General features: G+C 44.6%; 17 protein-coding genes. 7 read left to right on the top strand and 10 right to left on the bottom strand.

Annotated features, from left to right (window positions below; translation table 11 throughout):
* Positions 1-3: 3 nt before the first annotated feature.
* The 4 genes from ECHVI_RS12355 to ECHVI_RS12340 form a co-directional block, all read right to left on the bottom strand.
* Positions 4-618: a PepSY-like domain-containing protein gene (locus ECHVI_RS12355; RefSeq protein WP_083891973.1), complete on the bottom strand. Its 615-nt coding sequence runs from the start codon at positions 616-618 to the stop codon at positions 4-6.
* Positions 619-715: 97 nt separating this feature from the next.
* Positions 716-2,989 carry an aconitate hydratase gene (locus ECHVI_RS12350; protein ID WP_015266333.1) on the bottom strand — a complete coding sequence of 758 codons (2,274 nt, stop codon included), beginning with the start codon at positions 2,987-2,989 and terminating at the stop codon, positions 716-718.
* A 324-nt stretch (positions 2,990-3,313) separates the two neighbouring features.
* The gene (locus tag ECHVI_RS12345) at positions 3,314-4,621 is read right to left on the bottom strand and encodes a short-chain fatty acid transporter (RefSeq protein WP_015266332.1); all 1,308 of its coding nucleotides are present in this window, start codon (positions 4,619-4,621) and stop codon (positions 3,314-3,316) included.
* A gap of 96 nt (positions 4,622-4,717) precedes the next feature.
* A complete protein-coding gene (locus tag ECHVI_RS12340) occupies positions 4,718-5,734 on the bottom strand; it encodes an acyl-CoA reductase (protein WP_015266331.1) in 1,017 nt (338 codons plus the stop codon).
* 374 nt (positions 5,735-6,108) lie between these two features.
* On the opposite strand from ECHVI_RS12340, the gene ECHVI_RS12335 reads away from it, so the two are divergent.
* From ECHVI_RS12335 to cas6, 5 genes are all read left to right on the top strand, one after another.
* Positions 6,109-6,456, top strand: coding sequence for a 4Fe-4S binding protein (locus ECHVI_RS12335; RefSeq protein WP_015266330.1), 348 nt, complete (start codon positions 6,109-6,111; stop codon positions 6,454-6,456).
* Positions 6,457-6,652: 196 nt separating this feature from the next.
* A complete protein-coding gene (locus ECHVI_RS12330) occupies positions 6,653-6,991 on the top strand; it encodes a DUF3276 family protein (RefSeq protein WP_015266329.1) in 339 nt (112 codons plus the stop codon).
* 133 nt (positions 6,992-7,124) lie between these two features.
* Positions 7,125-8,210 (top strand): AI-2E family transporter, encoded by a 1,086-nt coding sequence (locus ECHVI_RS12325; RefSeq protein WP_015266328.1) that lies wholly within the window; start codon positions 7,125-7,127, stop codon positions 8,208-8,210.
* Between the two features lie 11 nt (positions 8,211-8,221).
* Positions 8,222-9,319 carry a redox-regulated ATPase YchF gene (ychF, locus tag ECHVI_RS12320; protein WP_015266327.1) on the top strand — a complete coding sequence of 366 codons (1,098 nt, stop codon included), beginning with the start codon at positions 8,222-8,224 and terminating at the stop codon, positions 9,317-9,319.
* Between the two features lie 113 nt (positions 9,320-9,432).
* On the top strand, positions 9,433-10,299 hold the full coding sequence (cas6, locus tag ECHVI_RS12315; protein WP_015266326.1) for a CRISPR-associated endoribonuclease Cas6: 867 nt from the start codon (positions 9,433-9,435) through the stop codon (positions 10,297-10,299).
* A gap of 707 nt (positions 10,300-11,006) precedes the next feature.
* On the opposite strand, the gene ECHVI_RS12310 is transcribed toward cas6, so the two are convergent.
* Together ECHVI_RS12310 and ECHVI_RS12305 are read right to left on the bottom strand one after the other, a co-directional pair.
* A complete protein-coding gene (locus ECHVI_RS12310; protein WP_015266325.1) occupies positions 11,007-12,275 on the bottom strand; it encodes a type IX secretion system plug protein in 1,269 nt (422 codons plus the stop codon).
* A 104-nt stretch (positions 12,276-12,379) separates the two neighbouring features.
* Positions 12,380-14,302 (bottom strand): ABC-F family ATP-binding cassette domain-containing protein, encoded by a 1,923-nt coding sequence (locus ECHVI_RS12305; protein WP_041739767.1) that lies wholly within the window; start codon positions 14,300-14,302, stop codon positions 12,380-12,382.
* A gap of 100 nt (positions 14,303-14,402) precedes the next feature.
* Between ECHVI_RS12305 and ECHVI_RS12300 the strand changes: the two genes are divergently transcribed.
* Positions 14,403-15,596 (top strand): PQQ-dependent sugar dehydrogenase, encoded by a 1,194-nt coding sequence (locus ECHVI_RS12300; protein WP_015266323.1) that lies wholly within the window; start codon positions 14,403-14,405, stop codon positions 15,594-15,596.
* 402 nt (positions 15,597-15,998) lie between these two features.
* Here the strand turns inward: ECHVI_RS12300 and ECHVI_RS12295 are convergent, their stop codons facing one another.
* A complete protein-coding gene (locus ECHVI_RS12295; protein ID WP_015266322.1) occupies positions 15,999-17,321 on the bottom strand; it encodes an ABC1 kinase family protein in 1,323 nt (440 codons plus the stop codon).
* A 12-nt stretch (positions 17,322-17,333) separates the two neighbouring features.
* Positions 17,334-17,999 (bottom strand): TetR/AcrR family transcriptional regulator, encoded by a 666-nt coding sequence (locus ECHVI_RS12290; RefSeq protein WP_015266321.1) that lies wholly within the window; start codon positions 17,997-17,999, stop codon positions 17,334-17,336.
* Positions 18,000-18,155: 156 nt separating this feature from the next.
* Between ECHVI_RS12290 and ECHVI_RS12285 the strand changes: the two genes are divergently transcribed.
* Positions 18,156-19,484, top strand: a complete 1,329-nt coding sequence (locus ECHVI_RS12285) for a S41 family peptidase (protein WP_015266320.1) — start codon at positions 18,156-18,158, stop codon at positions 19,482-19,484.
* Between the two features lie 78 nt (positions 19,485-19,562).
* Here the strand turns inward: ECHVI_RS12285 and hisIE are convergent, their stop codons facing one another.
* Positions 19,563-20,168, bottom strand: a complete 606-nt coding sequence (gene hisIE, locus ECHVI_RS12280) for a bifunctional phosphoribosyl-AMP cyclohydrolase/phosphoribosyl-ATP diphosphatase HisIE (RefSeq protein ID WP_015266319.1) — start codon at positions 20,166-20,168, stop codon at positions 19,563-19,565.
* 23 nt (positions 20,169-20,191) lie between these two features.
* Positions 20,192-20,947: an imidazole glycerol phosphate synthase subunit HisF gene (gene hisF, locus ECHVI_RS12275; RefSeq protein WP_015266318.1), complete on the bottom strand. Its 756-nt coding sequence runs from the start codon at positions 20,945-20,947 to the stop codon at positions 20,192-20,194.
* Between the last annotated feature and the right edge of the window lie 92 nt (positions 20,948-21,039).

Raw genomic sequence — 21,039 nt, 5'->3', positions numbered from 1 at the left:
TGGTCAAAAAATGATGTTATCCATATTGTGCATCTCTACACTTTCTATTTTTTCATATTCTCCCGCTTCATTAAAAGTCACTTCATAAAGCTTGGCTGCTCCATCTCCAATATCGCCAGACACTTCCACCATATACTTGATCGTACAGAATGACATATCTTTTCCATCACTAAAAGCCTCAATAACAGTATCAATTTCAAGACCACTTCCTTTGGGCAAAAACAGTTTTTTAATTTCCATCACTTTTGTCCGTTTAAAGCGCTGATCAAAATACCCCATAATCGCCTGTCGGCTATCCGAAGGTTCTATTTCCTTTTGGCCAATATTTACCTCCACCCAGTTGAGTACTCCTTTTACATCAAACAAAACAGTATATTGTTCTCCTTTAACCTTAAACTTAGCCACATACACCTCGGCTCCCAGGCTGTCCTTTTTGTAATACTTAAACTTGTCCACTCTGGAAACATCCTCCAACAACCTTAAGGCATTTTTGGGGAAATCACCCTCAGAAACACCGATCTCCGTCTCGTCCTTTTCTGGAATGGAATCCGCTTCTTGCGCATGTGAAGAAATAGACAAAGCGACCAAAAACATTAACAACAAGCATTTAGTATTCATAAAAAGTTATTTTATACAGCTTAAATATAAAAAAAAAGAGGCTTAATGAATCCATCATTAAGCCTCTTTATTACCAAAAACTGTTAAATATTAACAATTAGGCATTCTTCTTTTGTTCTTCTTTAATCAAATTAAGGGCAGAACCTGCCTTGAACCACTTAATTTGCGCGTCATTATAGCTATGGTTAGCCACAATCACGTCTTTGGATCCATCAGCATGAACAAACTCCAATGTCAACGGCTTATCTGGCGCAAACTGGTCCAAATCCAAGAAGTTGATGGTATCATCTTCCTGTACCTTATCATAGTCAGCCTCATTATCGAACGTTAAGGCTAGCATACCTTGTTTCTTCAAATTGGTCTCGTGAATACGGGCAAAGGATTTCACCAACACCGCTTTCACGCCCAAATGTCTCGGCTCCATCGCTGCATGCTCTCTGGAAGAACCTTCGCCATAGTTATGGTCACCTACCACAATAGTAGGAATTCCAGCGGCCTTATAGGCGCGTTGGGTGGCTGGAACAGGACCATATTCACCTGTCAATTGACTCTTCACCGCATTTGTTTCTTCATTAAACGCATTGACCGCACCGATCAGGCAATTATCGGAAATATTATCCAAATGACCTCTAAATCTCAACCACGGACCTGCCATGGAGATGTGATCAGTGGTACATTTACCAAACGCCTTGATCAAAAGCTTGGCACCCGTGATGTTCTTACCATCCCAAGGCTCAAATGGCGTCAACAGCTGAAGACGTTTGGAATCTGGATTTACCTTTACTTCAATTCCGCTTCCATCTTCCGCTGGAGCTTGATATCCATTGTCCTCTACCGCAAAACCTTTGGCAGGAAGTTCCTCTCCTTTCGGAGGATCCAATTTCACTTCCTCACCGTTTGCATTGGTCAAGGTATCCGTAAGGGGGTTAAAGCCTAGATCACCAGAGATTGCGATCGCGGCCACCATTTCTGGAGACGTTACAAATGCGTGCGTGTTAGGGTTACCATCGGCACGTTTGGAGAAGTTCCTGTTAAACGAATGAACGATCGTGTTCTTCTCTTGCTTATCAGCACCTGTCCGCGCCCACTGACCGATACAAGGCCCACATGCATTTGTAAATATGGTGGCGTCAAGATCTTCAAAAATCTTCAACATACCATCTCTTTCAGCCGTAAACCTTACTTGCTCAGAACCAGGGTTGATTCCAAAATCCGCTTTGGTTTTCAGCTGCTTGTCCACGGCTTGTTGGGCGATGGAAGATGCTCTCGACAAATCCTCATAAGAAGAGTTGGTACATGAACCGATCAAGCCCCACTCTACTTTTGTAGGCCAGCCGTTTTTCTCCGCTTCAGCCCTGATTTGGGAAACGGGAGTAGCTCTATCTGGCGTAAATGGTCCATTGATATGAGGCTCCAAGGTAGAAAGGTCAATTTCAATCACTTGGTCAAAGTATTGCTCAGGATTGGCATATACTTCATCATCACCGGTCAAGTGCTCCTTAACTTCGTTGGCAAGGTCAGCCACATCAGCACGGTCTGTAGACCTCAGGTACCGCTCCATGGATTCATCATAGCCGAAAGTAGACGTGGTCGCTCCAATCTCAGCCCCCATGTTACAGATCGTTCCTTTACCTGTAGCAGAAAGTGACTTGGCACCTTCACCAAAATATTCCACAATACAGCCCGTACCACCTTTTACGGTCAAGATCCCCGCTACTTTCAAAATCACATCTTTTGCCGATGTCCAACCGTTCATTTTTCCAGTCAGTTTCACACCGATCAATTTTGGGAATTTAAGTTCCCAAGGCATTCCGGCCATCACATCAACAGCATCTGCACCACCTACACCAATAGCGACCATACCAAGACCACCAGCATTTACTGTATGCGAATCGGTACCGATCATCATCCCACCTGGGAATGCATAGTTTTCCAATACCACTTGGTGAATAATACCCGCACCAGGCTTCCAGAAGCCAATGCCGTATTTGTTAGAAACTGATTCCAAAAAGTTAAACACTTCCCCACTGGCGGTAAGGGAGCTTCTCAAGTCTTCTTCAGCACCTTTTTGTGCCAAGATAAGGTGGTCACAGTGCGCCGTAGAAGGCACTGCTACCTTTTCTTTTCCTGCCTGCATAAATTGCAAAAGTGCCATCTGTGCAGTTGCATCCTGCATCGCTACTCTATCCGGAGCAAAATCTACATAAGACTTCCCTCTTTCAAAGGCCTGCGTAGCATCTCCACCCCACAAGTGAGCGTAAAGTATTTTTTCTGCTAAAGTCAGCGGTTTGCCCACTGTCTTTCTGGCAGCTGCGATACGCTCAGGGTACTTCGCATATACTGCCTTGATCATTTCTATATCAAATGCCATTTGAAATGAATTATTTTTAGTGATAACTTGATTTCATTTAAATCGTTGGCAAAGATACATTTTTAGCCGAAAAATAGAAGCAAAACCTAAGTAATGTTACTTATTTATAAGGGTTTAAAATAACCCCTAAAGGGTCTTACAGGTATAATTTACCGCTTTAACAATCAAAAACACCAGCCCACGATCACCTCGCAAAAAGCGATCCTTGATTTAATTACCCTCAATATGACCGGAAACCGACCACACCCGCTGTATCAAACCGCTCCATTTCAAACGCGTTGTCCCTCTTACAGGCCACCACATTAGCAAGTCTAATCCTCTACACTATCCCAAAAAACAATAAATCCCAATGATAAAAACGCCTGATCCTACCAAGAAAAAACACACGGTATAGCCCAACATCTCTCTTGGAGAAATGCCGGTGATGGCCAGTAAAGGCATTGCCCAAAAAGGCTGAAGCATGTTGGTCACCTCATCACCATAGGCCATGACCATGACCATATCAGACACAGAAATCCCCATTTCCTTAGCCGCCTCCACGATGACCGGGCCCTGGACGGCCCACTGCCCTCCTCCAGACGGCACGAATAAATTGATCAAACCTGAACTCATAAAGGCCAACAATGGAAAGGTTTCTGGAGAGCTGACCTGGACAAAGTAATTTGCAATCCACACCAATAAGCCTGATGAACTAAGCACCCCTAAAATGCCCGCATAAAAAGGAAACTGTAACACAATCCCCGTAGCACCCTTCAAGGCTTCACCTGTGGCGGCCACATAGCGCTTTAAGCTCTTGTGAAAAACCAACCCCAATCCAAGCAGTAAAAAATTAATATAATTCAAACTAATAAATCCCCAGCCCGAAACAGCAACTGTCGTCAAATCACTTGCTGCCAAAAGACAAATCGCTCCTCCTACCCACCATCCCAGCTGATCGTTTCCTGCAGGCAACAACTGTCCACTTTGATCCACTGGATATTCCGGAGTAACCTTCTTCCACTTCGCAAGTCCGTACAAAAGGCCCAGTATGGCCAGCACCAAGATCGCATTTAGCGTTAGGTTGAAGGTGCTTAGAATGGTCTCATTCACCGGAATCACACCGATCTCTTCTTCCAAAAAATGACCGGACTCTGCTACTTTCAAGGGCGCGGAGCCTGAAAAACCTCCATGCCAGACCATCATCCCCAAATAGCCTGAGGAAGCAACCAACGGATAGTTAATGCCTACGCCCCTTTTGGCAGCCATCTCTCCCATTTTCCTTGCCAGCACAGCACCTATTATCAGGCCAAAGCCCCAATTAAAGTATCCCGCAAGCATGGTCACCCCACCGGTAAGCATCACCGCTTGAACGTTACTTTTGACCTTTGACGTAATCCGGTCCAATGCATTGGAAATGGGCCTGGAAACGGCTAAGACATGACCAAAAACCAAGATGAGCACCATCTGGAGGGTAAAGGCCAACAGTCCCCAAAACCCTTCCTTCCAATACCCCAACACTCGAAAAGTATAAGCCGCCACCCCCTCATTTGCCGGCCTTGTCTCCAAGACCGCCAAGAAGATACTGCATGCCGACAAGAGCAAGGCCAACCCAAATGGAGTGGGAAACGACACCTTCAATCGATGCTTTTTCAATTGGAATGGGGTTAGGGTTTACATTAATCTGTTGCCAAAGCGGCACTCCCCATCCAATATACAAAAACTCCCCGAGTGATTTAAACTCCCTAAATTTTAGCCTAAGCCCTGCAGGAAAGCCATGGTATCCACATGATCAGCATAATCGGAAATCTCAGGCTGCTGCGCCTTGCCAAAAGGGACACTCTCGGGATACCAAGCTCCTTTACTGACCACACATTGGATCTTTTCAGCTTGTGCCGCAAGCCTATCTTTTAGCGCATCCACCCCTTCGTAGGTTTCATAATATAAGACGGCCACTGGAGAAACCAATTCATCACTTTGTTTACAGAGCAAAAAACCATTGTCCAGGTGTTGGTCCCCGTTTACTAAATAAATGGATTTGTTGTAATCATAATTATTCAGGTACTTATGGTGGCTGACGACAAAATTATATCCTTCAATGGCCGTCAAGAAATCCTGTAATTGCGAAGCATCCTTTACAAAAACCTTGGAAACGTTCCTGCAGCCCAGGCCATAATATTGAAAAATGTCCTTGGCCAACTCCCGGTAATCGTCCGGTGTTTCCTTACCGTCCAACACCGCTACCGAGGTGCGGTTTTTACGGATTACACTCGGATATTTCCCGAAATAATAGTTAAAATACCTGGCAGAATTATCACTACCGGTGGCAATATAGGCGTCTTTGGCTTTTAGCATCTCTTCAAAAACCACCCGCCCCTTAAAAGCCGGAGAGATACTTTCCAGTTCACCCACCAGCCATTTAATCAGCACCTGATCGGCAGAACTAAGTTTGACGCAGGCCATATGTCCGGCTATCAGCACCATCATCAGGTCATGAAAGCCCACCGCGGGGATATTTCCGGCCATCAGGACTCCAATACTTTTAGGGCTTTTTACTTCCGACAAGTCATATGCACCGATCCATGACTTCATCTTTTTTTCATCAAGCATGTTTACCAGTCCCTGTAGGGCCAGCTTCACCTGATCCGGTGTAAACCAACTGTTGTTGTTTTCTACCCTGAAAACCAGCGCTTCAAATTCCGCATTCGATAATTGGTCTATCCGCTCACCCAGCCCCACGAAGGCAGCTATTCTCTCCTGAAGTGTCATGAAATAAATGAATTATGATTAAGGACGCAAAGATACCTATTTTGAATGTAAAGGTGAACAATCACTCCTTCAAAAAACACCAGGACATCTATTGGGGTGAATGCTTGCTTTTCCACTCACTATTTTTATACTGACATCTACAAAGAGAAGCACCTGTTCTTTAGCAATGTAAAGCAATTATACTGACGGGTTATGAAAGCTTACCAAATAAGCGGCATAAAGGAGAACCTTATGAATCCAAATTGAGTTCTAGAAGTAGAATTCGGAATATCAACATAGATTCATTATAAATTATTCAGCGTAGCAATAATTCTATTGGTATATTGTTATATGCTTCTTAATTTTGAATTTGTAATTATAAAAAGGAGATTGTAATGGCAATAATGATAACTGATGAATGCATCAATTGTGGTGCATGCGAGCCTGAATGCCCAAATACAGCCATTTATGAAGGTGGACTGGAATGGACATGGGGCGGAGGAACTGAGCTAAAAGAAGTAAAGCTGGAAGACGGTTCAGTGGTAGATGCAGATGAACCTCAAGAGCCTGTTTCTGACGAATTTTATTACATCGTTACAGGAAAATGTACCGAGTGTACCGGTTTCCATGAGGAACCACAATGTGCAGCCGTATGTCCTGTAGACTGCTGTGTGGATGATCCCGATCATCCGGAATCCGAAGAAGCACTTCTAGAAAAGAAACAATACCTACACGCAGAATAAACAAAGGAGTGGCGCATGTCACTCCTTTTATTTTTACCGTTTACTTAAAAAAGATACTGGTTTTTAACCTTTTAGATAAAAAAAACCAGTCAAATTAAAAAAAAACCTTCCCAGCCCTTGATATTAAATCCCGAATTGATTTAACTTGTCGTTCGTATTAGAAATCCTTGATTCAAGTAATTAAAAATTTTGGAAAGTGGAAGAGCATAAAGGAAACGACAGAGAGGAAATTTTCTCAAGAAAAGTAAAAGCTGGAAAAAGAACTTACTTTTTTGACGTAAAATCTACTAGGTCAAACGATTACTACCTGACCATCACTGAAAGTAAACGCAAAATTCGTGATGACAATTTTGTTTACGAAAAGCACAAAATCTTCTTGTATAAAGAAGACTTTGCCAAATTCGTGGACGCTTTGCAGGATACCGTAGATCACGTCAAAAACGAATTGATGGCAGACTTTGACTTCTCCCAATATGAAGTAGAAGCTGAAACCAGCTCCGAAGACAAATTCGGAGAAGATTTAAAGTGGGATTAAGTCCTGCTTAAAAAGAACCTTCGGGATTGAACCTTTACCTTGAGAAGTCCTATCATCTGAGGACAACTCGTTTTGTATAAAATTCTTTTTGTGCAAAGTAGTAAGGGTTCAATCTCTTTTTTATTTTTATGGTATGCAGAAACTGATCATTTCCGTCCTAGCTTTTACCATCTTCCTCCTTTTGTTGGGGTGGTACTTTTCCAATATTGCATTTTACCTTATCATCTCCCTGGTCATTGCCGCCGCCTTACGTCCTATGACCAACCGCATCAACAGCGTTCATGTTTTTGGCCATCATATTCCCCGGTGGATGGCTATCCTTTGTTCTTTTGCCACCATCGGCATGGTGCTGTTTCTGATCACCCTACTGTTCATTCCGTTAATTATCGACCAAATCGAAATCATCCAAAATGTGGACATCGAATTTCTGTATGAACAAATCCAGCGTCCCATCAACAAAGTGGAAGGATTTCTCATCAAGTTCAACCTCGTCAGCAACAACCCGGGAAACCTGTTCGAACAAGTAAAGGAGACCATCCTGGCCAGCGTGCGTGAAATAAATTTTCAGGGTTTTATAAATGGACTAATCAATACGACCAGCTCCCTTCTTATTACCATCCTTGCTGTGGTATTCATTTCATTCTTTTTGTTGTTGGAAAATGGACTCCTCCGAAGAAATATCATCAATTTGGTACCCAATGAGTATTTTGAACTTTCTGTGGCCACTTTTCACAAGGTGGAAAGGCTCCTATCAAACTATTTGGTAGGCCTGCTTATTCAGATGTCAGCAATATTCACCATCGCATCCACAGGATTGGCGATCGTGGGCGTCGATTATGCACTTACCATTGGGGTATTTGCCGCTGTGGCAAATTTGATCCCCTATGCCGGCCCATTGCTGGGGGCTACTTTTGGAGTAATTGTGGGCCTAATTACCGGAGATTTTATTGGCACGGAAGAAATGCCCCTCTTTATTTTGAAGATTTTATCCGTCTTTTCAGTGGTGCAGCTCACCGACAATCTATTTTTACAGCCCTTAATTTTCTCGAAATCTGTAAAAGCCCATCCACTTGAAATATTTGTTATTATCTTTGCGGGAGCAAAAGTCGGTGGAGTGATTGGCATGGTACTGGCCATCCCCGTTTATACGATTTTTAGGGTTTCTGTACAGGAGTTCTACAAAGGGTATAAAGAGTACCGTATATTTAAAATAAAATAGCGAATAGTTAAATGGCATTACAGTGTGGCATTGTTGGCTTGCCCAACGTCGGAAAATCAACTTTATTTAATGCACTTTCCAGTGCAAAAGCAGAAGCAGCAAATTTCCCTTTCTGTACCATCGAGCCTAATGTAGGCGTCGTTACGGTTCCTGATCCTCGGCTAAAAGTGCTCGAAAAACTGGTCGACCCGGAAAGAGTGATGCCGACCGTCATTGAATTTGTGGATATTGCAGGATTGGTAAAAGGCGCCAGCAAAGGAGAAGGCCTGGGCAATAAGTTCTTGGCCAATATCCGGGAAGTAGATGCCATCGTACACGTAATCCGATGCTTCAATGATGACAATGTTGTCCATGTAGCAGGAAAAGTTGACCCAATATTTGACAAAGAGGTAATAGATACCGAACTTCAGCTGAAAGATTTGGAATCGGTAGAGAAAAAAATCATCAGGATCGAAAAGATCGCCAAATCCGGTGATGCCAAAGCAAAAAAGGAACTGGAAATCCTGAAAGTATTCAAAGCAGGATTAGAGGCCGGAAAAAACGCAAGGGCCATCGATGTAGAGAAAGAAGACCTTGAAGCGATCCGCGACATCCATTTACTGACCATCAAACCCGTGCTGTACGTAGCCAATGTGGACGAAGGAAGCATCCAAGAAGGAAACGAATTCGTGGAAAAACTCAAAGCGAATGTAAAGGATGAAAACGCCGAAGTAATCATGCTATGTGCGGCCATCGAATCCCAAATCGCAGAATTTGAGGACATGGAAGAAAAGGAAATGTTCCTCGGAGAATACGGACTGGAAGAAAGTGGCCTTAACAGACTAATCAGAGCTGCCTATGACCTCCTTGACCTGATCACCTATTTCACAGCAGGCAAACAAGAAGTTCGCGCTTGGACCATCAAAAAAGGCTGGAAAGCTCCTGCCGCAGCAGGTGTCATCCATACAGACTTCGAGCGTGGCTTTATCAAAGCTGAGGTCATCAAGCTTCCGGATTACGAAGCATTCAAGACAGAAGCCGCATGTCGCGAAAATGGTAAAATCGCCGTAGAAGGCAAGGAATACGTCGTTAAGGACGGTGACATTATGCATTTTAGGTTTAATGTTTAAGAAATATTCAAATTTTATTATAATTTTGCGAATGAATTGATTATTATATCGTTATGGATATAGTAATGAGGATTAAAGATTAATTTATTGTTTAACATTTTATTTTTAATGCCGTGAGAATTAGATTAATATTTTCGTTAAAAAACAAAGGCGCTTATTTACCCTTTCATCACCAATACATTTTGGCCCAGTTTCTTAAAGGTCTGATTGTAAAAGGTGGCCGTGAAGAGTTTTTCAACTACAATTACTTCAACTTCTCTGGTCTTAAAGGACAGACCAAAGTCAGTAGAAGTGGCCTGCATTATTACTCAAGCTTAGTTACCTTAGTGCTTTCATCACCCAATGAAGACTTCCTTGACTATTTGCTGGAGCAAGTGTTCAAAACGCCAAAAATTGAGTTGGGAAATCTCATCATCTCCCCTGAGTACACAGAAAAAGAATCAGAGCCAGAATTGGAGGCCTCAAACAAATTCGTTTGTATCTCCCCTTTGGTGTTGCTGACTCCTACGTTTGATGATGATTCCGGCAAACGGTTCATTAACCCAGACACGGACGAGTTCTCGGATTTGTTATACGAATCCACCTTGACCCGTATGGAGCGCTCAGGATGGTACAGCCAGGAACAAATGGAATCTTTCTATAAATTCCAGGTGGTCCCAGACATGAATTATGTAAATAAGCTGAAAGAACAGCAAAAGAAATTTGCTAGGATTTACTCCGTGTACGACATGGATGTGAAGTATGAAGTAAGAGGCTACACCCTGCCTTTCACGCTCTATGCAGCACATGAAGTACAGGATTTCGTATTCAAATGTGGACTGGGAGCCTTTACACACAAAGGCTTTGGTATGCTGGATTTGGCCAACAACTCGCCAAGTCAACGCACTGAACCGTACAAGTTCAAAAGAGAAGGATTTGTCCCGTACAAATCCCGACAACAACAGCAAGACCAACCCAACAAAGAAGAAGACGAGCAGTAAACGACAAACTCCAGTTGATCAAATCAGCTGGAGTTTTTTTTTGATACTTTGTGCTTTCTATAAGGAATTGGACACATCAGCAGGCTAATTGATACTCTATCAAGCAGAAACGTTGGCACTAGCCTTTCTCGACGGCTACTATTTGGCCACGGATGAACACTGATAAACATAGATAGGACCTTTTAGCCATTGCAAATGGCTGCATCCCTTTTATCCGTGGCTTAAAATGATGATAACGTTTAACATGGACTTGCCTTGATCATGTAGAAGGCTCCCTGCTAAGGCTTGGACCAAACGTAATAGTCGAGGGCTGGCCTTTTTCGGTAGCTACTATTCTATTGGCCAAAGATGGACACTGACAAAACTATGCAGGATGCTTTAGCCATTGCAAACCTGTGCACATCCCTTTTATCCGTGGCTTAAAATGATGTTAACGTTTAACATGGACTTGCCTTGGTCACGAAGAAGGCTCCCTGTTAAGGCTTGGACCAAACGTAATAGTCGAGGGCTGGCCTTTTTCGGTGACTACTATTCTAATGGCCACAGATGGACATTGACAAACCTAGACAGGATGCTTTAGCCATTGCAAATCTGTGCACATCCCTTTTATCCGTGGCTTAAAATCATTCTAATTACCGGTGTGAATAAAGCTTACACTTGGATTAGTTGCCCCATAAAAACGGCATTATGCGGAAATGGCTCGCCTGCTAAAACCTTCGTTTATTGGCATTGATAGTCGTATAGCCTATCAATTCATCATAGCGAGACCCGAAATCCCGATAATACACCAAAACATCATATTCATTTTCCGTCTGAAAATGGCTTCCCTCCATTAAAGTGGTGTTCCAGCTTCCATCCTTTTTTATGGCAATTTGGTAATCATACCACCCTTGCTTTAGCAGCAACGCTGTGCGGAAATCACCACTCGCCCCATTTTTGGTCATCTTCGCCTGTGGAGATTGCCCCCAGTTGGTCAATGCGCCAAAGACATAAGGGACTCCGGCTTCCTCACCTGTGTCCGCCGAAAAAGTCACCAACACATATTCACTTTCCAACTTGGGATTTCCCCGCTCTTGATTTTCGATGATAAACTGCCCGTTCAGATCCAAATACTCCAAATAACTCGATGTACGCCGGGGCTCGTTGAGCGCTGTAGAAGCATAGACTACATCATCTTTCATGTCAATGGAAACAATATTCCTTCCCGTGGTCCTCACATAGCGTAAATCTATAAACCTGAACTCATTGCCGGCATCGAAGATATTTTCTCCTGTAAAAAACCGATATTCCAACTGGCTCTTATCTGGGCGAACAAAGGAAGGCTTTCCTCCGACTTTTGCATTGTCCCACCGCTGGTTTTGACGCACCACAACCTGGACATTTTCCAAAGGGTTCTTTATATCCCGGCTCCCATAATTCACTAAAACATCAATCTGCTGGCCGCTCATCCGCTCCTCATTCATGGAGGGAGGTAATAACTGCACACCCACTTTTGCCTGATCTTGGTACACCATAAACCTCCGAGTAATGACCACCTCGTCCTCATTCCGGCCACGGTAGACTTTAAGGATATAATTTCCGGACTTGGTCACTTGGGGAACAGGAAAGGTAAAATGCACATAGGGCACCCTGGTGTTTATGGAATAATCGTACTCGGTAATATTGAATTCATTGAAACGGGGGAGGTAATCGGCAGACTTTAGCCCCGATGGTGTCCAATCGGCATCACAATGAATCAGGGTGGCCGAATATCGATCGGGTTCATAGGCAAGGTCATCAAACTCCAATACCAATCCTCCATTGCCCAGCGGGATCACAGGAGTATTCATTTGGGCTGAAACCTGGCCACCATTACGGTAAAGCTGTACGGTCTGGATATTTTCCTCAAAAACCTTATCCTCCATTATCTCCTGGCCAAAAGCCACTTTTGCAGACAATAGGCTACCACATAAAAATAGCACGGTCAAAATTCGCATAGTCTACTTGGTCATGTTCTTAATCAAAAAGCAAGATAAAAAATAATGCCAGATCTACCGTACCGGAGACCTGGCATTTCATTTTTCACTTCTCAACTGCCCCGTCAGGAAACAACCTCCTGAAGCTCTTGGATTTCTTCTGCGATCTGCTCCCACTGAGCAGTAAGGCTTTGCTCCTTTCCCCTCAATTCCTCATACGCTTTATTTACCTTTTGCGACTGCTCTTCATCTTGGAAAACGGCCGGATCAGCAAGCTGCTTCTCCAACCCGGCTTTCTCCTCTTCCAGCTTCATGATGCTATCCTCGATCTCCTCCAGTTCACGTTCCTTTTTCTTGAGATCCTTTTTCGCTTGATTCACCTCTCCATCATTTCTGACAGGCTTAGGTTTAGTCACTTTTTCCTTTTTTACCGCAGGAGCATCTGTTTTTTCATCTTGCTGGGACCGCCAAAGCATATATTCGTCATAAGTCCCCGGATACTCCTTGATCTCATGGTCTTCGATATACCAAATTTTATTGGCCACCCCCTTGATAAAATGACGATCGTGCGAAACAGTTATAAATGTGCCCTCATACTGCTCTAATGCTTGGATCAAGATATTGACGGATTGCATGTCCAAGTGGTTGGTAGGCTCATCCAGCAACAAAAAATTCGCTTCGGAAATCAGCGTCTTCGCCAACGCTACCCTTGACTTCTCTCCCCCAGACAGTACCTTGATCTTCTTGAACACATCATCATTTGTAAACAAGAAACAACCCAGCACATTCCGCAGCTCGGTTTCCGTTTTGTCACTGCCCGCTTGCACCATTTCCTGCAGGATCTCATTGTTGACATTCAGGGCTTCCAATTGGTGCTGCGCAAAAAAGGATTTGACGACATTATAACCTTCTTGTCGCTGCCCATCGATTTTTTCGGAGCCGTCAATGATACGAAGCAATGTGGACTTCCCCTTGCCATTGGCTCCGATCAGGGCAATCTTATCTCCCCGCTCGATCCTGGCGGAAGTATTATCCAAAATGGTAATGTCTCCGTATGCTTTGGACACTTGATCCAAGGTCACCACATCCCTGCCGGACTGCTTGGAGAACTTGAATTTAAAATTAACGGAGATATTATCACTGACCACCTCATTGACACGTTCCATCCTCTCCAGGGCCTTCACACGTGACTGCACCTGGTTGGATTTGGAAGCTTTGGCACGAAACCGCTCGATAAACCGCTCCGTGTCCTTGATCATCTTTTGCTGGTTCTCATAAGCATTCTGCTGGATCTCCTCACGCTCCACTTTCTCCTCCTTATAGAAGGAATAATTCCCCGCATATGGTGTCAACGTTTGCCGCGATACTTCGACCGTTGTCTCAATGCAATTGTCAAGAAAAGTCTGGTCGTGGGATACCACGATCACTGCTCCTTCATAGGTTTTCAGGTAATTTTCTACCCATTGGATAGAAGGAAGGTCAAGGTGGTTGGTGGGTTCATCGAGCATTAACAATGACGGTTTTTCCAGCAGCAACTTCGCCAGCATTACACGCATTCGCCACCCACCAGAAAATGTCCGCAGTGGCCTTACCAAATCCTTGGTAGCAAATCCAATACCCTCCAGCACTTCTTCAGCCTTTGCCTTAATGGTATATCCTTCATTCGCTTCAAAACGCTCCTGTAAATTGGCCAGTTTATGGATGATTTCTTCCGAGTAATCGGTCTCCATCTGCTTGAGCACCGCATCGATCTCCGCTTGCAAGCCTAAGGTCTCCTTGAAAGCCTCCAAGGCCACATCCAAAATACTGTCATCCGACTGATAGGACAGCAGGTCCTGATTTAGAAACCCAATGGTACAATCTTTTGATTTTTGGATCTCGCCTTTACTGGGCTGATAGTCTCCATTTATGATTTTTAGCAAGGTAGACTTACCGGTTCCATTGAGCCCCACTAAGCCAATCTTGTCTTTTGGTTTGATATGCAAGGAAGCATTTTCATACAATGCCCTCCCGCCGATATAATAGGATAAATTATTGATGGATAACATGCTGCAAAAATAAGGATTCTCCCGTTTATAAATCATTCTGATGAAAAAAATCAACTTTTTCTTAACTTGAAGAATTATTGAACACTACAAACCCTATTTTATGAATTATCACAAAACCTTGTTTGGTACATTATCCTTCTGTCTCTTGATATTTTCGTGTGGAACAGATCAGGAAAATAAGCTCAAACCGATAGAAGCCAAGGATGGAGAAAACCGGGTGGATATTTCTTCGGATTCCGCGGAAGTAAAGCTCGAAACCATCCAATTACCCGAAAATTTCACCATCGACGTATGGGCTGCCAATATCCCCAACGCCCGCTCCCTGAGCATGTCTGAAGAAGGAATTGTTTTTGTAGGAAATCGCCAGGAAAACAATGTCTATGCAGTGATCGATGAAAATGGCGATGGAAAAGCAGACTTTCGCTACACGCTGGCAGAAGAGCTAAATTCCCCCAATGGCGTGGCGTACAAGGACGGGGATTTGTATGTCGCAGAAATCAATCGCATTTTAAAATTCCCGGACATCAAAAACCACCTAACCGACCCCAGTTTCGAAGTGGTTTATGATCAATATCCCACAGAGGGGCACCATGGATGGAAATTCATTGCTTTTGGCCCCGACGGCCTGCTTTACGTGCCAGTGGGTGCTCCATGCAATATCTGCGACCCTGAGAAAGACATCTTCGCCTCCATCACCCGATTGGACGTCAGTGCGAAGGATCCATCCCCGGAAATCGTAGCGCATGGTGTGCGAAACTCAGTTGGTTTTGACTGGCATCCGGACAGCAAAAACCTCTGGTTTACCGATAACGGACGCGACCAAATGGGCGACAATGTCCCTGAATGCGAACTAAATGCGGTAACTGAAACAGGCCAACATTTTGGCTATCCTTACTGGCACGCAGGCGACGTCAAAGACCCTGAATTTGGAGATGCTGGAGAAGAACAATCCGCTTATCAGGCTCCAAAAGCCAAACTGGGACCTCATGTGGCTCCTTTGGGAATGCGGTTTTATGCGGGAAACATGTTTCCTGATTCCTTCAAAAAGTCCATTTTCGTAGCCAAACACGGCTCTTGGAACAGAAGCAAAAAAAGTGGCTATACCGTCACCAATGTCTTGCTCGAAGGCAGTGAGGTGACCGGCGAAAATGTATTTGCATCAGGATGGCTCGATGATGCCAGTCAGGAAGTTTGGGGACGTCCTGTGGACGTACAGGAATTGCCAGACGGCAGTCTACTGGTATCAGACGATATGGCTGGCTGCATTTACCGTATCAGTTACCAGCATCCGTAAATCCGAAACATGCATGAAGTAACCTGCCATAAAAGGGCTTTATAATTATGCCGTGATATGGAGACTTGTTGGCGTTTCCTTGTTGCAAAAAACATAGAAATCCATCGCCCCCGGAAACACGGTTCCCCCTCTTGTTTCCCTGTATTTTCCGCTTTTATAGAGCCAACTCTGAACAGGTTAAAATGATCTCCAATACTTGATTTAAAACCATCATTGCGTGCGGAACGATAGTGGCACCAAGTAACTTGTCAAAGGCTGATAGCTCTCCATTATCATTGAGAAAGGAGGTTTGCCCTGCCTTCCACTAGCGTTCCTCGCGATGACGGCATATTGTGTACTCATTTTCGAAACCAAGTTGATGCGCCCTTCTTACCAGATGCTTATCGGGAAGAGCTGCGGTCATCACCCGTTGTTCTCCAGCCACTCCGGCTTAGTCGTCTGTACCTTGGCCTGTAGCTGGTTTAGTAAACTATACAGTCCAAAATAGGTCCTGTTGACATAGAGCCCGTGTTTAGAACCTCGGGCTTGCCTGGACTTTTTGAACATTTTGTCATTGGACACGCGATCACTAAGCGCAAAGATCTGATCAAAATACTGGTCGTCTGCGAAATCAAAAGACGCTTCATGAAACGGTTTTCCTATCAGGGAAATCATCTCTTTGAAAACAGCTTTAAAAAACGCCTTTTCCTCCGCTGTATCCCGATCTGAAATAAACTCCAAGTCATAAAATATCTTATCCAGCTCCTCTTTATTGGCAACCAGCTCCTTTTTGATCAAGCTAAAGTAGCCCGCATAAAAATCCGCTGGAATAACTTTCACACAGCCGAAATCAATGATTCCCAAATCACCATTATTCATCATGATGAAATTTCCGGGATGCGGATCAGCATGAACCTGCTTGAGCTCATGCACCTGGTGGTGATAGAAATCCCAAAGCGCTTGCCCGATCCTGTTCCTTGCCGCTTGGGATGGATTCGTTTGTAGCCATTCCTTGATGTGCATGCCTTCTAACCAGTCCATCGTAATGACACGTTCACAGCTGAACGCTTCATAGTAGGTCGGAAAGGCTAAATGCGGTATGTGACTGCATGCCGCAGAAATCTCCTTGGACCGCCGCACTTCAAGCTCATAATCCGTTTCTTCCAGCAAACGCTCCTCCACTTCCGCCATATAATGATTCAGCTCTTTATCACTGATATTCAGTAAACGAAGGGCAAAAGGCCGTACCAGCTTCAGGTCAGAACTCACGCTGTCGGCCACTCCAGGGTATTGGATCTTAACGGCCAGCTTTTTCCCTTCCGAGGTAGCCTGATGAACCTGCCCAATGGAAGCCGCATTCACCGCAGATCGGGTAAAGGTATCGAAAACCGCTTCTGGTGCCTTTCCAAAATACTTTTGAAATGTCTTCACCACCAAGGGATAGGACAGTGGTGGTGCACTGTATTGGGCCATGGAAAATTGCTCCTGATAGGCCCGGGGCAAAAGGTTCTTGTCCATGGACATCATCTGCGCCACTTTCAGGGCACTGCCTTTTAGTTCACTCAATGAACCATAAATATCCGTCGCATTTTCATTGTCCAATTGTTCGCGGGAATGCTCAGGATCCTTAAACTTCCGAGCATAATGCTTCACGTAATTGCCTCCGACTTTTGCGCCTGTTTTGATAAACTTCGCAGCCCGCTGGACCTTGCCCACGGGGATACTGACTTGCTCTTTCTTTTCCACTGGTAAACTTGGTTAACGGGATTGATACAGGAATTTGGCAAAGTCCACAAAAGTATCCAGTGCGCTTTTGCCCATCAGGTCAAAAGCCAAGTTCACGGATTTCTCAATGGCTTCATCGGTCTTTTCAAAACCATCCGATTGATCCTTCACCCAAAACCTAAACACAAACATCACTTGCAGCCATATGGCTTCATCGTACTTATCACTTAGGTAGGGACGCTTGGCGATCTCATCGGTCTCCTCTCCTGCTGCCAGCACCCCTTGAATATAGGTTTTAAAATCACTCCGAAATCCTTTCAGCTCTTGCGGTAACGACCGGCTGGGCAGCTGATGTTCACCATACAACACCAACAAATAGCTTCTATGATGCTTTAATTCTTCGATCCAGGTATAAAAAAATGCCAACAGTTTCTCCCTTGACGAATAGGTATGATAAACTTCCTGGGACTCAAGTGCCTCCAGCGTGACTTGGAGTATACGTTGCCAGATGGCTTTCTTCACGGAGGTAAAACTGGAGAAAAATGCGTAAAAATCTGCTTCTTTCATTTTCAGCTCCTTGGTAAACTTGAAAACCGAGGCAGGAGATTTGCCATGCTCAAGAATGTACCCCTTAAAAGCTTCCATTATTTTTGCCCGCTTATCCACTTTTGCCGGTTTCTTTGCAGTTGTTTTTTCCATAGTCTTTTGTATTTACTCATAAGTACTAACACCAAAACCAAGCTGCAGGTTTTAGTTTTGATTGAAATATCCCGTATTTTTAGCGACTGGAAAAACCACCATTTGCCAAAACCTGTACTATTCCTTTTTCCGTATATGCATGAAGATAAAGCCACTATGAAAAGAATCCCCCTGTTGTCTTTTATTGGAGTTATTACCCTTGTTACCTTGGCCATAACTTCCTGTCATGATGACCTGGATGATCCGCGCTTCACCGATAGCATGGTCAAAGCTGGCATATATGCCAGCATGGCGGAATGGTACTACTGGAATGATAAGATGCCTGCCAGAGTGGACTTTGATGCTTATCGGAACTATGAAGATCTTTTGGACGCCCTAACATTTAGCGAGCTGGACCGGTGGTCGTATTTGACGACGCCAGATGCTTTTGACAAGGCCTTTACAGGCCAAAATATCGGTCATGGCTTCGGCTGGGGACTAGCAGAAGACAGGGACCTCTACCTTACATTTGTGTACAATGACGCTCCTGCAGGCAAAGACGGGTGGAAAAGAGGCTGGAAGGTCATCCAAGTAAACGGAAAGCCTGTCGCGGAATACAAAACAAATACCGGTTACGATTTCCAACTTGGCCCTGCTGAAAGTGGCACTTCCAATTCTTTTACATTTGAATTACCCAACGGGACAACGACCACTCGGACAATCGTAAAAGCCGCCTATCAGTCCAATTCCATTCTGCACCAATCCATCATCGATGTAAACGGAAAGAAAACCGGCTACCTTGTTTATAACAGCTTTAAGGCCACAGCAGGACTCAAACCCACCCAAAGCCAAGAAGTCGAAGAGGCTTTTAACGCACTGGAAGAAGCTAACATTTCTGAGCTGATCATTGACCTGCGTTACAATGGCGGCGGTTCGGTTCGGGTGGCCGAACAGCTCATGAACAGGATCGTCCCTCCTGCTGCAGACGGGACCATCATGTATACCAACCAGCACAATCACAACAAAACCGATATGGATAAAAGCGTCCATTTTAGCAAAAAAGGGAATATATCCCTTGACCGTGTGATTTTCATTACCGCAAGAGGCTCAGCTTCTGCCAGTGAGCTTACAATCAACTGCCTCATGCCTTATATGGAGGTAAAACTGGTCGGTCAAAGCACCTATGGCAAACCTGTAGGAGCTTTCCCTTTATCTGACTTTAATAAAAACCTAAAGGAGCGTAACGTAGAACTCGTCCCCATCACCTTTTCCACTGCCAATGCAAACGGCACAGCCGAATATTTCGATGGCTTCCCGGTGGATTACGAGGCCATTGACGGCGTTTCATATGATTGGGGAAACATCAATGAACCGCGACTAGCAGCTGCATTGCATTATATTGAAAAGGGAAGTTTTCCAGCCCGCAGCAGAAAACTTCCCTCTAAAACATCTTGGGTGATGATCGATGATTTCGAAGGCCTTGCCAAAGAATTTCCGGCGTATTAAAAAATAAGTGGATGCCATCGTGAAATGTCATTCGCACAGCCACTGCACACATGGCCCCAAAAATGACCTAATGCAGGATTAACCCTTATGGCGCTGGATAAGCACATCCATCACCTCATCCAATTCATAGCCTTTGGCCTCCAGCAACACCAAATAATGGAAAAGCAAATCTGCCGCTTCTCCCATAAAAAGGTCCTTATGATCATCTTTCGCCTCAATGACAATTTCCACTGCCTCTTCTCCCACTTTTTGAGCTACCTTGTTGATGCCCTTGGCAAAAAGTGAAGCGGTGTAAGACTTATCGGTAGGGTTATTTTTACGGTCTTTGATAATGCTCCTTAACTGATCGATAAAGGCCGTCTTGGAGGTATTTTTCTCATCAAAACAAGTATCCGCCCCAGTGTGGCACACTGGTCCAACAGGATCCGCCTTGATCAAAAGCGTATCGTTATCACAATCTACTTTGATGGATTGGACATGCATAAAATTACCGGATGTTTCCCCTTTCGTCCATAGGCGCTGCTTGGTCCTGCTGAAAAACGTAACCTTTCCACTCTCCTGGGTCTTCTGAAGCGCCTCCTCATTCATATACCCCAGCATCAACACGGCATTGGTAGTGGCATCCTGGATAATGGCCGGAACCAGTCCGTTTACTTTATCAAAATCTATTTTTAAATTTTCCATTTGCTTGATTGTCCGTAATTACATTAAATTCTCATGGTCACCCCTTCTCCGGCCAAGTAATGCTTCAGCGCTGGAATGCCTATTTCCTTAAAGTGAAAAATGCTGGCGGCCAAGGCAGCATCGGCCTTTCCCGCGGTAAAAACACTTTTAAAATGTGGCATGGTCCCTGCCCCGCCAGAAGCGATGACCGGAATGGTCAAGGCGGCAGAAATCTCGCTGGTCAGCCCATCGGCAAATCCTGCTTTGGTCCCGTCATGGTCCATGCTCGTCAAGAGAATTTCACCTGCTCCCCTGTCTGCCACCTCTTTGGCCCAAGCTTGGGTTTGGAGGGTGGTAGGCTTTCGGCCACCATGGGTGTGCACGAGGTCCACTCCATCTACGTTTCGGGTATCGATGGCCACAACGATACATTGGCTGCCAAACTCGGCAGCCATTTCATCTATGACTTCAGGCCTTTTGACAGCTGCGGAATTAATGCTGATTTTATCCGCACCGGCGTTAAGCAATACTTTGACGTCCTCCACTGTGGAAATGCCCCCGCCGACCGTAAAAGGAATATTAATGGCTTTGGCCACCCGGGTCACCAATTCCGCCAAAGTCTTTCGCTTGTCTACCGTTGCGGTGATGTCCAAAAACACCAATTCATCTGCCCCTTCATCAGAATAGACCTTGGCCAATTCCACCGGGTCACCTGCATCGCGCAGGTCCACAAAATTCACTCCCTTCACCGTACGCCCTTCTTTGATATCAAGGCAAGGTATTATTCTCTTTGTCAACATCTAATTAATCAGTTTCGGTTTTTGGGCCGCTTCATCAACCATGATCATGGTGAGTTCGGCTACCGCGATAATTCGTTCAGGATAACCTTATT

It is taken from the genome of Echinicola vietnamensis DSM 17526 (genome assembly GCF_000325705.1).
In the GTDB taxonomy this organism is placed as follows: domain Bacteria; phylum Bacteroidota; class Bacteroidia; order Cytophagales; family Cyclobacteriaceae; genus Echinicola; species Echinicola vietnamensis.
This window is presented reverse-complemented; position numbering and strand designations above follow the sequence as displayed.